At 42.8% G+C, this 17189-nt stretch carries 16 protein-coding genes, 1 pseudogene and 2 other annotated features; of the genes and pseudogenes, 3 read left to right on the top strand and 14 right to left on the bottom strand.

Annotation, left to right across the window (positions count from 1 at the left end; genetic code table 11):
* Positions 1-130: 130 nt before the first annotated feature.
* The gene (gene rnhC, locus LC065_RS10615; protein WP_226591366.1) at positions 131-1072 is read left to right on the top strand and encodes a ribonuclease HIII; all 942 of its coding nucleotides are present in this window, start codon (positions 131-133) and stop codon (positions 1070-1072) included.
* Positions 1073-1139: 67 nt separating this feature from the next.
* Here the strand turns inward: rnhC and pheT are convergent, their stop codons facing one another.
* The 3 genes from pheT to LC065_RS10600 form a co-directional block, all read right to left on the bottom strand.
* A complete protein-coding gene (gene pheT, locus LC065_RS10610) occupies positions 1140-3566 on the bottom strand; it encodes a phenylalanine--tRNA ligase subunit beta (protein ID WP_226591369.1) in 2427 nt (808 codons plus the stop codon).
* 15 nt (positions 3567-3581) lie between these two features.
* Entirely contained in the window at positions 3582-4616 is a 1035-nt protein-coding gene (pheS, locus tag LC065_RS10605; protein ID WP_226591372.1) for a phenylalanine--tRNA ligase subunit alpha, read from the bottom strand.
* 103 nt (positions 4617-4719) lie between these two features.
* Positions 4720-4933 (bottom strand) — a binding site (T-box leader).
* Between the two features lie 57 nt (positions 4934-4990).
* Positions 4991-5725 carry a TrmH family RNA methyltransferase gene (locus LC065_RS10600; protein WP_226591376.1) on the bottom strand — a complete coding sequence of 245 codons (735 nt, stop codon included), beginning with the start codon at positions 5723-5725 and terminating at the stop codon, positions 4991-4993.
* Between the two features lie 115 nt (positions 5726-5840).
* Here LC065_RS10600 and sspI point away from each other — a divergent pair.
* Positions 5841-6054: pseudogene (sspI, locus tag LC065_RS10595) on the top strand (small acid-soluble spore protein SspI).
* Between the two features lie 45 nt (positions 6055-6099).
* Here sspI and LC065_RS10590 read toward each other — a convergent pair.
* Both LC065_RS10590 and LC065_RS10585 read right to left on the bottom strand, forming a co-directional pair.
* Complete coding sequence (locus LC065_RS10590; protein WP_306163398.1) at positions 6100-7185, bottom strand: M42 family metallopeptidase; 1086 nt, start codon at positions 7183-7185, stop codon at positions 6100-6102.
* An 83-nt stretch (positions 7186-7268) separates the two neighbouring features.
* Positions 7269-7751 (bottom strand): dUTP diphosphatase, encoded by a 483-nt coding sequence (locus tag LC065_RS10585; protein WP_226591380.1) that lies wholly within the window; start codon positions 7749-7751, stop codon positions 7269-7271.
* A gap of 297 nt (positions 7752-8048) precedes the next feature.
* Between LC065_RS10585 and LC065_RS10580 the strand changes: the two genes are divergently transcribed.
* Complete coding sequence (locus LC065_RS10580; protein WP_226591382.1) at positions 8049-8474, top strand: sigma-w pathway protein ysdB; 426 nt, start codon at positions 8049-8051, stop codon at positions 8472-8474.
* A gap of 9 nt (positions 8475-8483) precedes the next feature.
* On the opposite strand, the gene LC065_RS10575 is transcribed toward LC065_RS10580, so the two are convergent.
* From LC065_RS10575 to LC065_RS10535, 9 genes are all read right to left on the bottom strand, one after another.
* Positions 8484-9056, bottom strand: a complete 573-nt coding sequence (locus tag LC065_RS10575) for a TVP38/TMEM64 family protein (RefSeq protein ID WP_226591383.1) — start codon at positions 9054-9056, stop codon at positions 8484-8486.
* A 38-nt stretch (positions 9057-9094) separates the two neighbouring features.
* Entirely contained in the window at positions 9095-9376 is a 282-nt protein-coding gene (locus LC065_RS10570; RefSeq protein ID WP_264187741.1) for a DUF1294 domain-containing protein, read from the bottom strand.
* Between the two features lie 151 nt (positions 9377-9527).
* Entirely contained in the window at positions 9528-9884 is a 357-nt protein-coding gene (gene rplT, locus LC065_RS10565; RefSeq protein ID WP_089650567.1) for a 50S ribosomal protein L20, read from the bottom strand.
* A gap of 30 nt (positions 9885-9914) precedes the next feature.
* A complete protein-coding gene (gene rpmI / locus LC065_RS10560) occupies positions 9915-10112 on the bottom strand; it encodes a 50S ribosomal protein L35 (protein ID WP_079479460.1) in 198 nt (65 codons plus the stop codon).
* A gap of 32 nt (positions 10113-10144) precedes the next feature.
* Entirely contained in the window at positions 10145-10648 is a 504-nt protein-coding gene (gene infC, locus LC065_RS10555; RefSeq protein WP_035509569.1) for a translation initiation factor IF-3, read from the bottom strand.
* 82 nt (positions 10649-10730) lie between these two features.
* Positions 10731-10854, bottom strand: a sequence feature (ribosomal protein L20 leader region).
* 675 nt (positions 10855-11529) lie between these two features.
* Positions 11530-13476, bottom strand: coding sequence for a threonine--tRNA ligase (gene thrS, locus LC065_RS10550; protein WP_226591384.1), 1947 nt, complete (start codon positions 13474-13476; stop codon positions 11530-11532).
* Positions 13477-13804: 328 nt separating this feature from the next.
* Positions 13805-14623, bottom strand: a complete 819-nt coding sequence (gene ytxC / locus LC065_RS10545) for a sporulation protein YtxC (protein WP_226591385.1) — start codon at positions 14621-14623, stop codon at positions 13805-13807.
* A 179-nt stretch (positions 14624-14802) separates the two neighbouring features.
* Entirely contained in the window at positions 14803-15735 is a 933-nt protein-coding gene (gene dnaI, locus LC065_RS10540; protein WP_306163397.1) for a primosomal protein DnaI, read from the bottom strand.
* Between the two features lie 14 nt (positions 15736-15749).
* Entirely contained in the window at positions 15750-17108 is a 1359-nt protein-coding gene (locus LC065_RS10535) for a replication initiation and membrane attachment family protein (RefSeq protein WP_226591388.1), read from the bottom strand.
* Positions 17109-17189: the final 81 nt, after the last annotated feature.

The following is a 17189-nucleotide window of genomic DNA, read 5'->3' as shown; positions in this document are numbered from 1 at the left end:
AATCCTAAACTTTATATTAACACGAAGCTTGACAAATAGGAAACCAATATGGATGTTTTTCGCAAATGTTCTCTTTTCCCATTCACTTTGCTATACTAATCCTATCATTTTAGACAGAAAGGAATCCATTATGCCCCAAGTTGTATTAAAATTACCTGCCTCTACACTAGAGAAGATGAAGAAGCATTACGCCTCAAGTCAAAAAAACTGTCCTCCGACGGCGTTGTTTGCCGCTAAAACAGCGAACTGTACGATTACAGCCTACAAATCAGGCAAGGTGCTTTTCCAAGGTCAAAAACCAGAAGAAGAAGCTGAGAAATGGGGAACCGTTTCATCCCCGACCTCGGGAGGTCAGAGCAATAGCAAGAGCAAGAATAAACGCCACGCTTACCATCCTGATCAGGAGCTTTTCGTAAGCTCTCATATTGGATCTGATGAAGCGGGGACCGGGGACTACTTTGGACCCATAACTGTAGCAGCCGCTTTTGTAACGAAAGAACAGATTCCACAATTGAAAGCGATCGGTGTCAAAGATTCAAAAAACCTATCGGATGCTCAAATCACAGATCTGGCGAAAGATATTGTGGCCATGAATATCCCTTACAGTCTGCTGCGGCTGCCGAATAAAAAATACAACCAGTGGCAGAGAAAAGGCTGGAGTCAGGGGAAGATGAAAACGCTCCTCCATCATCAAGCCTTGAACCGTCTTCTCGAGAAAATTGCACCTGTCAAACCGGATGGAATTTTAATAGACCAATTCTCAGAACCACATGTGTACGAGAAGCATTTAAGAAGTGAAAATCAGCAGCTCCAAGAACATGTTTACTTTATGACAAAAGCGGAAAGTTATTCGATTGCTGTTGCAACAGCTTCCATCATTGCACGATCTGCTTTTGTAAAAGCGATGAACCAGATGGAATTCGATACAGGTCTTCCGGTACCAAAAGGCGCCTCCGGAAAAGTCGATCGTGCTGCTGCAGCTATCATTGAAGCTTACGGTGAAGAGAAGCTTGAGGAAATAGCCAAAGTCCACTTTGCAACCACGGAAAAAGCGAAGAAATTTGTTAAATAATCAGTAGTTGCTTATACAAAAAGCTCAGAGTTAAGGAAACTCTGAGCTTTTTAGTTTATTCTATGGTTTATCCCCGAAGCTCAGCCTGATGCTGATTTTTCACCGCTTCCAGGATAGCGTTGTGTGCCTCTTCTACTTCTTGATCCTTCAACGTACGAAGGGGATCCAGGTAAAGCAGACGGAAAGCGAGAGACTTCTTCCCTTCATCTAAATGTTCACCTTGATATAGGTCGAATACTTGAACATCCTTCACTAATGGGGTTCCAGCCTCTGCAATCGTCTCCTCAATTGATCCTGCAGTGACATTTTCATCTACGACGAGTGCAATGTCACGAGAAACAGATGGGTGGCGTGGGATGGTCTGGAACTTCTCTTCTTTCTGATATTCCTCAATGAGAGCTTCCAAATTCACATCAAAGACATAGGTTTCTTTCAATCCAAGCTGTTTTTGAAGCTTCGGATGAACCTGCCCCACAAATCCGATCACTTCTCCATTGATCGACACGGTCGCCGTACGTCCTGGGTGCATATGATCCAACTTCGATTTTTCATAAGTGAAAGGAAGATCCAGCTGTTCACTTAATCCTTCCAATATACCTTTAGCAACGAAAAAGTCCACCGATTTTTTCTCCTGCTGCCATGGATGGGAGAGCCATTCCCCTGTCAATGCGCCTGATGCACGCAACATTTCCTGCGGCTGTTTCGTTACGTTTTCCTCTTCACTGATAAACACGGTACCAACTTCATAGAAAGCAAGGTTTTCTTGTTTACGTGCCACGTTATAGGATAAGGACTCTAACAACTCAGGAACCATGCTCAACCGAAGCGTTCCATGATCTTCACTCATAGGCATAGCTAAAGCGACAGGGCTCACGGATTTTTCTTTCACTTCAGGACTGACAAGCATTTGAGCTTTATCCTTATGAGTAAGGGAATAAGTGATGGTCTCATGAAGTCCCGCACCTTCAAAGTATGCTTTCACTTTACGTTTCAGCAGTTGCTCAAGTGTAAGGCCTCCTGCTTGAGACGCACCTTGTGGAAGTGTGTACGGAAGATTATCATAGCCATAAATCCTCGCCACTTCTTCCAGCATATCTTCAAAGATCGTAATGTCCCCACGGCGCGTTGGAACAGATACCTGGAACTCATCCCCATTCTGATCATAATTGAACTGAAGACGACGGAAAATGTCAGCGATATCCTCATCGGATATTTCTGTTCCTAGTCGATCATTGATGGTGCTTGTGTTTACAGTGACTTGCTTTTCAGTGCGGTCCAGTTCGTCATGGGACACGACACCATCCAATACCGTTCCTCCTGCGTATTTTGCAAGAAGTTCGCAGGCTCTCAAGCCCGCACGTTCTACACGATTCGGATCAACACCTTTTTCAAATCGTGTACTGGATTCACTGCGGAGTCCATGACCTTTAGAAGCTTCACGTACCACAGACGGGTGGAAATATGCGGCTTCTAAAATAATATTTTTCGTATCATCTTGAACTTCAGACTCCGCTCCACCCATGACACCAGCAATGGCGTGAGCTTTTTCCCCGTTTGTAATAACGAGGTGATTGCTTTTCAGCGTCCGTTCCTGGTCATCAAGTGTGGTTATCTTTTCTCCATCTTTCGCATGACGTGTGACGATGGTATTCGAGCCAAAGCGATCGTAATCGAAAGCATGTAGCGGCTGTCCATACTCCATAAGTACGTAGTTTGTAATGTCCACGACATTGTTAATTGGACGGATGCCTGCGGCAGTCAGGCGGTTGCGCATCCACAGTGGAGAAGGGCCGACTTGGATGTCTTTAATAATGAAAGCTCCATAATAAGGGTTCGCTTCAGAGTCTTCCACGACTACAGAGACATGATCTGTTGCTTTTTCATCAGACATTTGGACATTTTCATCAGCCAATTCATACGTGCCATCGATCGCCGCTGCCACTTCATAGGCTACGCCAGCCATGCTTAGAGCATCCGAACGGTTTGGTGTCAAACCAAGCTCGATGATTAAATCATCAAGGTTCAACAAGGAAACGGCATTTGCTCCGACTTCTACGTCTTCTGGAAATACGAAAATACCATCAGCGTATTCTTTCGGGACGTCTTTTTCATCGACTCCAAGCTCCTGAAGCGAACAAATCATTCCATTGGATTCTTCTCCGCGGAGTTTCGTCTTCTTAATTTTGAAGTTCCCTGGGAGTACCGCTCCTGGTGTAGCTACAGCCACTTTTTGACCTTCAGCGACATTCGGTGCCCCACAAACGATCTGAAGCGTTTCTGCTCCTACGTCCACTTGGCAAAGGTTCAATTTATCGGCGTTCGGGTGCTGTTCACAGGAACGGACATACCCAACAACAACGCCTGTGACCTCTTTTGCTACAGGTTCAACACTTTCCACTTCAATTCCAGTCTTCGTAATGATTTCTGCCAGCTCTTCTGGCGAGTAACGACTGACATCAATATATTCTTGCAACCAATTCAATGATACAAGCATGGTTTCATTCCTCCTTTAAGCCTTATGGTACTGTTCTAAGAATCGAATATCATTGGTGTAGAAGTGACGGATATCATCTACTCCATATTTCAACATCGCAATCCGCTCTGGTCCCATACCGAATGCGAATCCGGAATATTCTTTCGGATCATAGCCCGCCATTTCAAGCACGTTCGGGTGAACCATTCCTCCACCGAGAATTTCGATCCAGCCGGTACCTTTACATACTGAACAGCCTTTTCCTCCACAAACTTTGCAGGAGATATCCATTTCTACAGATGGCTCTGTGAATGGGAAGAAGCTTGGACGCAGACGGATTTCACGATCCGCTCCGAACATTTGCTTCGCGAATGCATTCAGAACCCCCTTCAAATCACTCATTCGGACGTTCTTATCAACTAACAGTCCCTCAATTTGTGTGAATTGGTGAGAGTGCGTAGCATCATCTGTGTCACGACGGTACACCTTACCAGGGCAGATCATTTTGACGGGTTCACTGCCATCTTTAGCTCCCATTGTTCGTGCTTGAACAGGAGACGTATGGGTACGCATCAAGAGTTCTTCCGTAACATAAAAAGAATCCTGCATATCTCTAGCCGGGTGGCCTTTCGGCAAATTCAGCGCTTCAAAGTTATAATAGTCCGTCTCCACTTCAGGACCCTCTTTGATTTCAAACCCCATACCGATGAAGAGGTCTTCGATTTCTTCTACGATGCTCGTCAATAAGTGCGGACCGCCGACTTTCACAGGACGGGCAGGGAGTGTGACATCAATGCTTTCTTCTTCCAATTGTTTCTCTAATTCCGCATCCTCAAGTGCTGTTTGCTTTGTCTCAATGGCTTGAGCAATACTTTCACGAACATCATTAGCCAATTGACCGATGACCGGACGCTCTTCTTTGGACAATTTGCCCATTCCTCTCAGAACTTCCGTAATAGGACCCTTTTTCCCTAAGTACTCGACTCTTACATCCTTCAAGCCTTGAACAGAATCCGCTTGATCGACTTTGGCCAAGGCTTCCTGTTGCAGCTCTTCTAAACGTTCCTTCATGCTTTTTCCTCCTTTAAAATCGTTTCGACTCATTTTCCCTTGATGCTTCAGAACTTTTTACTGTTAAAAAACGGCTGGAAAATAAAAAAAAGCCTCCTCCCTGAAAAGGGACGAGACTTGTATGGTCGTTTCGCGGTACCACCCTTGTTGACACATTACATGTGCCCACTTTGATGAAAATAACGGATATAATCCGGGCCAGCGGCCAGCTCCAGAGTGAAATTTCGATGCATGCCACGTTAGAAGCACTTCCAGTCCAAGGTGCTTCCTCCCTATAACGATTTACATCATCTACTTTGCTCTTTCTTTGCTTTTCATTGTTTAATTTTTATCAACTGAATATATTATAGTCAAAGAAGACTAAGGATGCAACCTCATCCCTTTAAATGATACATAAGAACAGCCCCTGCGATTCCTACATTCAAGGACTCGGCCTGTCCATAAATCGGGATATAGACCCGTTGATCGGCTTGGTCCAAAAGGTTCTCCTGGATCCCTTGACCTTCATTCCCTACAATGAGTGCAGCTTTAGAAGGAGCTTGCAGTTGTTGAAAAGGGGCAGCATCTTTCAGAGCAGATGCCCAAATCTGCACCCCTTCTTTTTTCAACGGTTCTACAAAGTCTTCTAGCTCGCCCGTGATGACGGGAATGTGAAAGATAGATCCTTGCGTCGCCCGGATGACTTTATCATTGTAAACATCCACAGTACCGGAACCTAAAATCACCTGGTCGAATCCTGCTGCATCCGCTGTCCGAATTAGTGTACCTACATTCCCGGGATCCTGCACGGAGTCAAGCATTAAGGTTAATGCAGCTTGATCTACAGATGCTTCCTTCTGTTTGACGATTGCTGCAATCCCTTGGGGTGTTTCAGTTTCTGCAATTGCCTGAAACACAGCATCATTGACCATTACCGCAGGAATATCTCCAGGGATTGAAAAGTCTGTTCCTTCACGGACAATCATTTCAACGATCTCCCAATCGCTCTTCAGCACTTCTTCTACGAGATGAAAGCCTTCTACAATAAAGTTTCCTGTTTGATTTCTATATTTGCGTTTATGTAGTTTTTTCCATTCCTTCACTTTTGTATTTTGTAAGGAAGTCAACATAATAGTCCCTCATTTGCGTGTTTATTTCTCATTCATCATACATAGCAGGACCATGGTTGGTCAAACTAAAGAAGAATATTCGCGAAGTTATGCAGAAAAGGAGGTTGAATGACCGATGAACTTGAACTTAAGAGCTGCGATTCTTTCTAACGTCAGCGGACATAACGCGGAACAGTTGGAAGCAACCATCGATGATGCCCTTCAAAAAGGCGAAGAAAAAATGCTTCCTGGCCTTGGTGTCTTTTGAAATGTTATGGAAAGAATCCGATGAACAAGAAAGACAAGAAATCCTTGATACGTTAGAGCAGGGATTGAAGCAAAATCAATAAGAAAAAGCCAACCTGAAAAAGGTTGGCTTTTTATATCATACGTCATTAGTTAAATGTTATTTCCTGGACTTTATCTGCATCAAGTCCTTTAATGACCTCAACAATCAAACGTACCGCATTTTCAAAGTCATCACGATGAAGCATCGCTGCATGAGAGTGAATGTAGCGTGTTGCAATCGTAATGGATAGCGCAGGAACACCATCATGGCTTAAGTGAATCGCACCAGAGTCCGTTCCGCCCCCTGCAAGAGAATCGAATTGGTACGGAATCTCATTGGCATCCGCGGTGTCTGTTACGAAATCACGAAGGCCTTTATGTGAAATCATGGACGCATCATAGAGAATGATTTGTGGACCTTCGCCCATCTTACTTGAAGCATCTTTATCAGACACACCAGGTGTATCTCCAGCGATTCCAACATCAACACCAAAAGCGATATCCGGATTAATCACATTGGCAGAAGTACGAGCACCACGAAGACCTACTTCTTCCTGGACGGTTCCAACACCATAAACGATATTCGGGTGTTTTTCACCTTTCAACTGCTTCAATACTTCAATGGCAATCGCACATCCAATACGGTTATCCCATGCTTTCGCAAGAAGCATCTTCTCATTTTTCATTTGTGTGAATTCAAAATATGGAACGACTGAATCTCCATGTTTCACACCAAACTCCATCGCTTCTTCTTTGCTTGAAGCACCGATATCAATAAACATATCTTTAATATCCACGGCTTTTTTACGTTGCTCCGGAGGCAGAATGTGTGGTGGTTTAGAACCAATCACCCCGGTCAAATCTCCATTACGTGTCATGATCGTCACGCGCTGGGCGAGCATGACCTGGCTCCACCAACCGCCAACCGTTTGGAAATAAATATAGCCGTGGTCATCAATACGGGTAACCATGAAGCCTACCTCATCCAAGTGACCTGCAACCATAACACTTGGGCCTTTTTTATTTCCGATCTTTTTCGCGATCAAACTGCCTAAATTATCTGTAAACACTTCATCTGCATAAGGAGCGATGTACTGCTTCATCACATCACGAGCTTCCCGCTCATTTCCAGGAACGCCTTTAGCGTCCGTCAAATCTTTTAACATTTGTAATGTTTCGTCTTTTTTAACCATATGTAACAATTCCTCCTTTTCCTATCCAATGGATATTATAAACCTTTTGAAGCGATTTCACAAAAATACAGTCTTCCCAAAAATCAATAACCTTCATCTTGACGCTCGAAGTTGATGGCGTTCTTCCTTTCGTACGCTTCAATCAATTCTTTCTCGGTAATCCCTAGTGCAAGACCGAGAACTAAATAATCATAAAAAGCTTTTACATAGGAGCTTTCATTCTGTTTCAACCTTAAATCCTCTATAGAAGAATAGACAGAAAGAAATGCTGCTGTTTGGGAATCAGACTCCACTAGTGAAGTGGATGAATGACGATACCCAAGATCCAAACCTAAAGAAAGAAGGAAGTGAACTCCATCCACATACTCCTCTAATATCACACTTTTTTCACTGGGGCCTTTTGTACTCCAGAACTTGAAGCATCTTGTTTCGTTTGCAAGCTCACCCAACTCAACAAGCAGAGCTAATACTTTCTCCTCAATCTTCTGCCCTTCTTTTATCTCGTGCTGCTCTTCTATATATTGATCTAGTTTCCGCTGCATTTCATACAATCTTTCCCAATTCATACCCTGACACTCCTTCATATTACCTTTAACAAGCCTTCTATAATCATTTTAAATAAGCTAATTTTAGAAGACTCCGTTTTGATGCGATGGTGTGAAACTAAGAGCTCCACTCAGCAAGGAACCCCGAAACATTTCAAAATCAAATCTTACATAATCCCCCATATGCTTTACTAATAAGCATCAGTACCTGTGAGGCCTTATTAAAAAATTTTCTAATTAAATGTATCATTTTTTGAAACAAAAGGATACGTTCATACGTATGGAAGCAAAAGAACAGTTTACAGGGAGATGAAAGAAATGATCATCTTATTATTCCGTTTGCTCTTACTGATTGCCATAGCCTTCATTATTTATACCGCCTATAAATTCATTGTCAATCCAAGGAGAAAATTGGAGCTTGCTAGAGACAAAAAACAATTTTATTTCCATGATAACAAGGAGAATACAAAAGAAAACTTTTTGATGACTCTAAAGGGACATGTCTTTGAAGGAGAGAAATACTTAGGTACCACAGAGGATTCGTTTGAAGTCATTAACATTAGTTTGAGTGTACACAACCCTGAAAAGTTGCAGGGTCTGGACAGAGAAGACCTTTACTTTATGGAAAAAGAAATATTGATCCGCTATCCTTATGCATCCATCGAGTGGAAATACCCGATGAATCGTTTAATTATTCAGCCATTAAAAAATCACGATGAAAAAAAGCCTCACTCCTTTGAGTGAGGCTTGCCTTTATGGACTCGTCTGGAAAAAGTCCCTCCATAAAAAAACTTCATATTTTTTGCGTATCAAGAAGCATAAACCAATCAAAGCTCCCGAAAAGAGAATCATCATTGGAATGGAAAACAAGGAGATCCATTGTCCGACAGACGTATAAACGACGGCCAAGGGTAAGTTTGCAAACAATGAGGACTTCGCATATTCTTTAAAGTCTGCACTGATTTCCAATAAACAGTAGGAAAGTAAATGAAAATGAATAAAAGGTACAAGTCTTAAGACTGCGACCTGTTTCACCGTCAAATGAGAGTTCTTTTTCAACCATTTTTCTCTTAAGGATCTCAATTTCTTAAAGCCAGAAGGAACGAGCCTGATGGTGCGATAAAACAATAAACTAGAGAGCATTGTACCCACCACCGAATAGGCACTTCCCGCAATCGGACCAAACAAAACGCCACCCGTGATACAAACGAGCATAACAGGTAAAAACAAAAAAGGCCGTAATAAATGAATAGCGATAAATAAGAGCGGTGCCCAGGCTTCTTGATGTTCTAACCATGCAAAAATGGTACTTGTTGTTTCGCCCATCTCATCCCCCTCCCTGTCTACATAATATGACAGAGCAGCTAGAGATAGAACCGGTACACTAGGTAGGCTGCTCCAGCGATATAGAAGAGGCTTAGGATTGGGAAACCGAATTTGAAAGAGGTATGTTTCGTTTTATGCCTGAATACACTCATTCCAATCCATCCCCCAAGGGCTCCTCCTGCTAAAGCTATTCCCCATAATTTCTTTTCTTCAATACGCCAAGATCCTCTTTTAGAACGACGTTTATCCACGCCCATCATAATGAAAAGGACCAGATTGATGACCATTCCATATATACCAACAAGGATAACAATATCCATAAAAATTCCTCCCCATCTAGACCATTTGCAAAAACAAACGTCTCGAAAATGAACCCCAAAAATAATGTACTATGTAAATGACTAAGTTTACGAGTATAAAAAAGAGCCATTTCCTACCGATCGGAAATGGCTCTTTATCATTGTCATTTTATTACTTAAGAGCAGATTTAGCTTGCTCTGCTAGGCTTGCGAAACCTTGCTCATCGTTTACAGCAAGATCAGCTAGCATCTTACGGTTAACTTCAACACCTGCAAGCTTCAAACCGTGCATTAGACGGCTGTAAGAAATGTCGTTCAAACGCGCTGCAGCGTTGATACGAGCGATCCATAGCTTACGGAAGTCGCGCTTTTTCTGACGACGGTCACGGTAAGCATACTGACCTGATTTCATTACTTGTTGTTTTGCAGTTTTGAATAGTGCATGTTTTGAACCATAATAACCTTTTGCTAGTTTAAGGACACGGTTACGACGTTGGCGTGTCACTGTTCCACCTTTTACTCGTGGCATGATAATCCCTCCTATTTAAATCAATGTATATTAGTCGTTTGGAAGCATGTGCTTGATGCGGCGGTAGTCTCCAGCAGAAACTAGTGCATCTTTACGCAACTTACGCTTTTGTTTTGTAGATTTGTTCGCGAACAAGTGGCTAGTGTAAGCGTGAGAACGTTTCACCTTACCTGTTCCAGTCTTTTTGAAGCGTTTTTGAGAACCTTTATGGGTTTTCATTTTTGGCATGTGAATTTCCTCCTTTAACTTGATACAATTCCTTACTTCTCGTTAAGAGGAGCAAGCATTAAGAACATACTACGACCTTCCATTTTAGGCTTGGTCTCAACTTGGGCAATGTCTTTGCACTCTTCCGCCATGCGTTCAAGTACTTTTTGTCCAAGTTCTTTGTGTGTGATTGCACGACCGCGGAAACGGACAGATGCTTTCACTTTGTCACCTTTAGACAAGAACTTACGTGCATTACGAAGTTTTGTGTTAAAGTCGTGGTCTTCAATCCCAGGGCTGAGACGAACTTCTTTAACTTTGATGACCGTTTGTTTCTTACGAGCTTCTTTCTCTTTCTTTTGCTGCTCGAAACGATATTTACCGTAGTCCATCACTCGGCAAACCGGAGGCTTCGCATTTGGTGCCACCATAACAAGGTCAAGATTCGCATTTGCTGCAATATCAAGAGCTTCGTTACGTGATTTAACTCCAAGTTGCTCACCATTCACGTCGATCAGACGAACTTCACGGGCACGGATTTTTTCATTAACGTTCATGTTATCCTTGCTAATATCGAGCCACCTCCAACAAATTTTAGAAAACTTATATGAGATCTGTCATCGACAAGATTTCCTGATGCAAATAAAAAAAGTGTCGGTACACATACTGCACCCACACGACTCCTAATAATCAAAGGAATAAGTGACCTGCCAACTGCGCTATGCGTCGATCAGGTGAGAAGCGGGTGCTCCTACTTGTCTCTAGATCCGTTCATTCAGTTACCTAAATTATAATAGCATGCCTTATGATGCATGTCAACAACTAAACTCCGCCGACATGACTACTTTAACTAGGATAAGGCATGCCCCCACAAAAATCAAGCCTTTTTTAGCCAGCACCCACAATCCACCTTCTTCCACTAAAGCTCCCTATTGTGGAAGACTCAGTTTCGAGATGTTTCCGGGGTTCGTTGCCTGATTGAGCGTTAGGGGTGGCTGAGAAGCAACTCGCTTTCCTGTGGGATCTCGCCTATCTCCTTTCTCCCACGGGAGTCTCGCAGCTTCACAACCACCCCATTCCATGTAAGGGAGAAACGAACCCCTATACTGAGATGGAGTGTCTACCACTCTCCCCTCTTGAGTAGGTATAAAACGCTTTGTATCAAGCTTTTACTTTCTGAATGCCCACTGGATAGAATTAATATTACCCTCTTTATTCGATCATACAAGCTGATTTTTTCAGAAGTGGTTTCGAGAATCTTCCTTCGTAAAGGGACGGAGGGAAATGGCGCTCCCGCGGAAAGCGAGTCATTTCCTGTAGCCCCAACCACTCAATAAACATCTCGAAACTGAGCCTTCTACAATCCTGCCATATAGCGAAATGGGTATAAAAAACAAAAACCCGAAAGCCTTTTGAGAGGCTTTCGGGTTTTATTCTTTTACTTGCGTAGAAGTTTTTGGTCAATTTCGTTGCGGATTTCCTGTTTGAATGTATCCAGCGGTTTAGTTGCGGAATCTTGTTCTCCGTAACGACGGACGTTGACGGCATTGTCTTCGATTTCTTTGTCACCAACCACAAGCTGGAAAGGAATTTTTTGCATTTGAGCTTCACGGATCTTGTAACCGATTTTCTCATTACGCTCATCAACTTCCACACGCACACCAGCTTCACGCAACTCATCTTCAAGTTTCTTCGCATAATCAAGATGCACATCTGCGGAGACAGGGATGATTTTCGCCTGGACAGGAGCGAGCCAAGTCGGGAATACACCTTTATATTCTTCAATAAGGAAAGCAACAAAGCGTTCCATTGTTGATACGACTCCACGGTGAATAACAACCGGGCGGTGATCTTCTCCATCTTCTCCAACGTATGTCAGATCAAAGCGCTCCGGCAGATGGAAGTCAAGCTGAACAGTAGACAATGTTTCATCTTTTCCAAGAGCTGTCTTCACTTGAACATCGAGTTTTGGACCATAGAAGGCCGCTTCCCCTTCAGCTTCCACATACTCAAGCTCCATATCTTCCATTGTTTCTTTCAACATCGCCTGGGCTTTATCCCACATCGCGTCATTGTCGACATACTTTTCTTTGTCCTCTGGATCTCTGTAGGAAAGACGGAAGTAGTAATCATTGATACCAAAATCACGATACACTTCCTGAACAAGTCGAACGACACGTTTGAATTCATCCTTCAATTGATCCGGACGAGCGAAGATGTGTGCGTCATTCAATGTCATCGCGCGTACACGCTGCAATCCTGCTAGTGCGCCGGACATTTCGTAACGGTGCATCATGCCGAGCTCAGCGATACGCACAGGAAGATTACGGTAGCTGTGCAATTGATTTTTGTAAATCATCATATGGTGTGGGCAGTTCATTGGACGAAGGACGAGATCTTCGTTGTCCATTTCCATTGTCGGGAACATGTCATCTTGATAATGATCCCAGTGTCCACTTGTTTTATACAAATCTACACTTCCAAGAACAGGTGTGTACACGTGGTCATATCCAAGACGTTCCTCTGTATCTACAATGTACCGTTCGATTGTACGACGGATTGTCGCTCCTTTTGGAAGCCACATCGGCAATCCTTGACCAACCTTTTGATTGACTGTGAAAATGTCGAGTTCTTTTCCTAATTTACGATGATCTCTTTCTTTTGCTTCTTCAAGCATTTGCAGGTACTCATCCAGATGAGCTTTCTTTTCAAAAGCTGTACCATAAATACGTTGCAGCATCTGATTATCACTGTCTCCACGCCAGTATGCACCAGAAATGCTCAATAGCTTGAAGACTTTGATTTTACTTGTCTGCGGAACATGAATCCCACGACAAAGATCGAAGAACTCTCCTTGCTGATAAATGGTCACTTGCTCTCCTTCAGGGATCGCTTCAATCAGCTCAAGTTTCAAATCATCACCGATCTCTTTATACTTTTCAATCGCTTCTTCACGGGAAAGTTCGATGCGTTCAATTTCTAAATTCTCATCGACGATGCGCTGCATTTCTTTCTCAATCTTCGGAAGATCCTCTGGTGTAAGAGATTCTTCCATGTCTATATCATAATAAAATCCGTTTTCGATCACTGGACCGACACCAAGTTTCACGTTGCCATATAGACGTTTAATTGCCTGTGCCATCAAGTGAGCAGAGGAGTGGCGCACCACTTCCAAACCTTCAGGGTTTTTATATGTCAAGATTTCAATGGCACCATCTTCTTCAATCGGCCTTCTTAAATCATAAGGTTCGCCGTCTAATTTGATCGCCAAGGCTTGCTTTTTTAAGCCAGGGGAGATCGATTGTGCGATTTCTTCGCCTGTCGTCCCTCTCTCAAACTCCTTCATGTTACCGTCTGGAAATTTGATTTGAATCGCATTCGACATGTTTAACACTCCTTTATCTTAAATAAATATAAAAAACGCCCGTCCCTCAGCTTATATGCTAAGGGACGAGCGTTATCACTCGTGGTTCCACCCAAATTCCCGCAAAGTTATACAATGCGGCTTCATTCTCCTTAACGCGGATCAGACGCTGTCCATTACTAATCGTTTGTTCACAGACAGAGCTCCAAGGTGGTAAACAATAAAGCCGTCAACGAGGAGCTTCCAGCCGATGGCCCCTCTCTCTGGTCTTGCGCCACTTTATGTTCGTGTCCTTTTCCAAGCCGTTATTTAGATATGTACGTTATTATATCCATTTAGGAAAAGGAAATCAACCCATTTTAAAAGGAAATTGTGATTTTGGTCTCCAAGAAGCTTTTTCTTCAAAAATATTCATCAATAACTCTAAATTTGAATGATCCGTTTCATCTGAATAGATAATCAGCTCATCAGGGGCATGGGCAAGAGCCGGGGTGACCGGCCATTCAATCGGCAGATGAGCAATGCTTTCATCGGGATATTGCTTCATGTACAGTTTTGTTTCGGATTCACTGATCGGATTCCCTTCATCATGGTAGTAGGTCAAGCGACCATCATCAAGCAAATGAAGCAGTTGCACGCCTGTGTCCTTATGATGGACGCGATAACGCCATGAATCCACCATCAGTTGATAAGACTCTTCTTGTTTATATTCGTCAATGATTTTACCGGTATATTCAATCAGCGAGTCATGGACGGACTGCAAACAAGCAGCACTGAGTTCATCAAACTCCACAAAACTTCTGGCAATCAAATAGTCCTGGATAAAAGCTCGTAAGTAGTGGTAAATCGGTGGCAGGTGGAGTCCTGCGGGTGGTTTATCTTCAAAGTCCTGTCCAATTTCAAGCATTCGTTGAACTTCTTGTGGATCCTCGTAGTAGTACCGATATTTTAATACCCCTTCCATCCATCCGAGCATTTTCCTTTTCCGAATAACTTGTAAAAAGGCGCGGATCGCCTGCACATAAGCCGCTCCATTCAATGAAGCATTCATCAACTTCACATCAAACCCGTCTTTGTGTTCCTTGAAAATCCAAAGTTTTTGTTCTGAGACAATCGCATTATAGAATAGGATCGCTTCCGTACGATTAGAAAAATGAATGCAAAACACCAAAATTCCCCCTCGTCCCGACTTCATTCAACTTCTATGTTCAATGGACGACCTCAAGGACAAGCCTCTGGAAATCAACCATTAAAAGATGACGCACCTATGACATAAAGTTGGCTATTCCCTGTTATATTTATGTGACAAGGGGAGGAATCATGCTATTGACTTCCTTTTTATAATCGTTATCCTCGCCTATTCCGCCCATTCACGTGGACTCCTTCACTCAGTTGGCGGATTCTCTCTGTAATTCTTTTTGCTTTTACTTGTTCTACATCTCCACGGTTACTCGTCATCAAAACTTTCTCCAACTCATTTAAATTGTAGTTAGATGTGAAGAAAACCGGAAGTCTTTCCATCATTCGGTAGTGCAGGATACTTCCGAGGACTTCATCTCTAAACCACGCAGATTGAGATTCCGCCCCGATATCATCGAGCATGAGTACAGGAATTTCTTTGAATGCCTCAATCTTCTCATTCATGGAATCGTCTTTGATGGATGCTTTAATTTCTCTTACAAATTCCGGCATGTAGATGACCATGGAAGGAATATTTTTAGAGCTTAGTTCATTGGCAATAGCTCCCATGAAATAAGTTTTCCCCACACCAAATGGTCCATGAAAGTAAAGTCCCTTACTTGGCAATTCATCATTAAGACCTTCAATGTAGTGGACGGTTCGCTCCACAGCAGCTCCCCTATCCGGGTCTTGAAGATCCATCCGTTCTAATGAAGCCTCAAGAATTTCACGTGGCATATGGAGACTTCTCACTAAGGACTTTTGCTCTTCCTGTTGTTCATGTTTCCGTTGACGGCGACATTTATCATAAATCAACTTCACATCAGAACCTTCCACTTCTACTCTTGGAACATAACCTGGAAGGATGTTGATACATTCTTCCCGTGTTGGACATTTCTCACAATTTTTTGATTGAGTCCGGTATTCGTACAGTTTAATCAACTGTTTCTCAATGGCTTCTTCCGTTAATTCTACATGCTCCTGCATCAACTTTTTCACTTCTGAGGATTGCATAACTTCCGATTTCATATGGTTCATTCGTTTTTGAAACTGCTCATTGTTACGCATCCATTTTTTTAAAGATTGTTGGATAGGTTCCATTGGTATCCCCCCTTTTAATTACCTTTGTTCGTCAGCTTCTTAATCCTTGCTGCTATGTCATCCGTATTAACTTGTACCGCTTCCTTTTCCTCATGCTGGGGCACGTCCTGCTGTTTAAACCAGGCTGGGATGACTTCTTCTTTTTGGTTTTTACGCTTTTGGGACTTCTGTTTCCCCCATTGCTGATATTTCTGATGCTCCGCCTTAGCCAGATTCATCGCCTGTCTCACGGTCGTTACATTTTTCCTCGCCCAGTGACTGGCGATTTTCTCAAGATAAGGTTTCGACAATTTCATATCTGTTTTTAATAATACGTAATGGACAAGCACATTCATAACACCTGGTTCAATTCCTTGTTCTGTCATCACGTCACGGATCATTTTTAGGTCTTGTTCAGAAGCACGGTTACCATTGGATACATCCTCAAGCAATTCCCTAGGAGAGATTTCCTCTAGCATTTGTATAAACTGGTCCTCTTTCGTACCATTGGCTGACTTGTTTTCCACTTTCATTTTCTCTCTGCGGTCTAGAGCTGAATCCCGCTGACTGTTATTTTTTTGTTCTTTCATAAAATCATGACAGGCCGCCTTCAACTCTTCTTCCACTAAATAATGGTTTTCATCAATAGCCCAGGTGACCGCTTTTTCCAACTCCGTGTTTGAAAGGTCATACAACGTCGCCAGTTGGACAATCAATTTTTTGTTGCGACCAGTCAATATTTGTTCTGATGGATACATGCGCTTCTTTAATGCATGGTTCAGCCAATCGAAATCCACTCGATTCATGGATGCAACGGGTCCTCTGGATTCTTGTTGATAATTTTGCTGCTTCGCAATGGTCTCCGTTTCTCTTTGGACAGTTTCAATCATTTTATTATGGAAGACTTCATCAAAAGTGGCGGTTACTTCAGTGAAACCCTCAAGCGTTTGTCCAGTATTCAATAAACGGCTCTTTAAGCGATCATACTTTTCCTTCCCCAACTCATGATGCAAAAGCAAAGAGAGCATATCATCAAGAAAAAACTCCTCAGGAGAAAAAGGAGGGTGTACGGAGTACAGATACACCGCCTGTTGATCCTCATCCATGGAGCGGAACGTTCGTAGTAGTCCGATGGCCTCCAATTTCCCCCTAGCCTCATAAATTTTATCCAAAGGAGCAGAAAGGTAAGACATCAATGTATGATGAGACTGTACCTGCCCCCCTTCAATCATGTCCGATTCCGATATCAGGACGTGATATAGCGAAACCGCCAACCTTCCTACAATCGGCTGATATAAATGTGATAAGGAACGATGAAAACTTCGAGGCAGCTCTCCATTCCGTATAATCTTAAATCCGTCCACGGGGAGTAGTTTGCCAATAGAGTAACTCACCGCCTCCACCTCCTTCAATCGTTAAAGCTTGTTCATTCTATTTCAAACAGGAAGCTAAAATTCATTTCAAACCTAAAACAA

The organism is Halobacillus litoralis (genome assembly GCF_020524085.2).
GTDB lineage: Bacteria > Bacillota > Bacilli > Bacillales > Halobacillaceae > Halobacillus > Halobacillus litoralis_E.
This window is presented reverse-complemented; position numbering and strand designations above follow the sequence as displayed.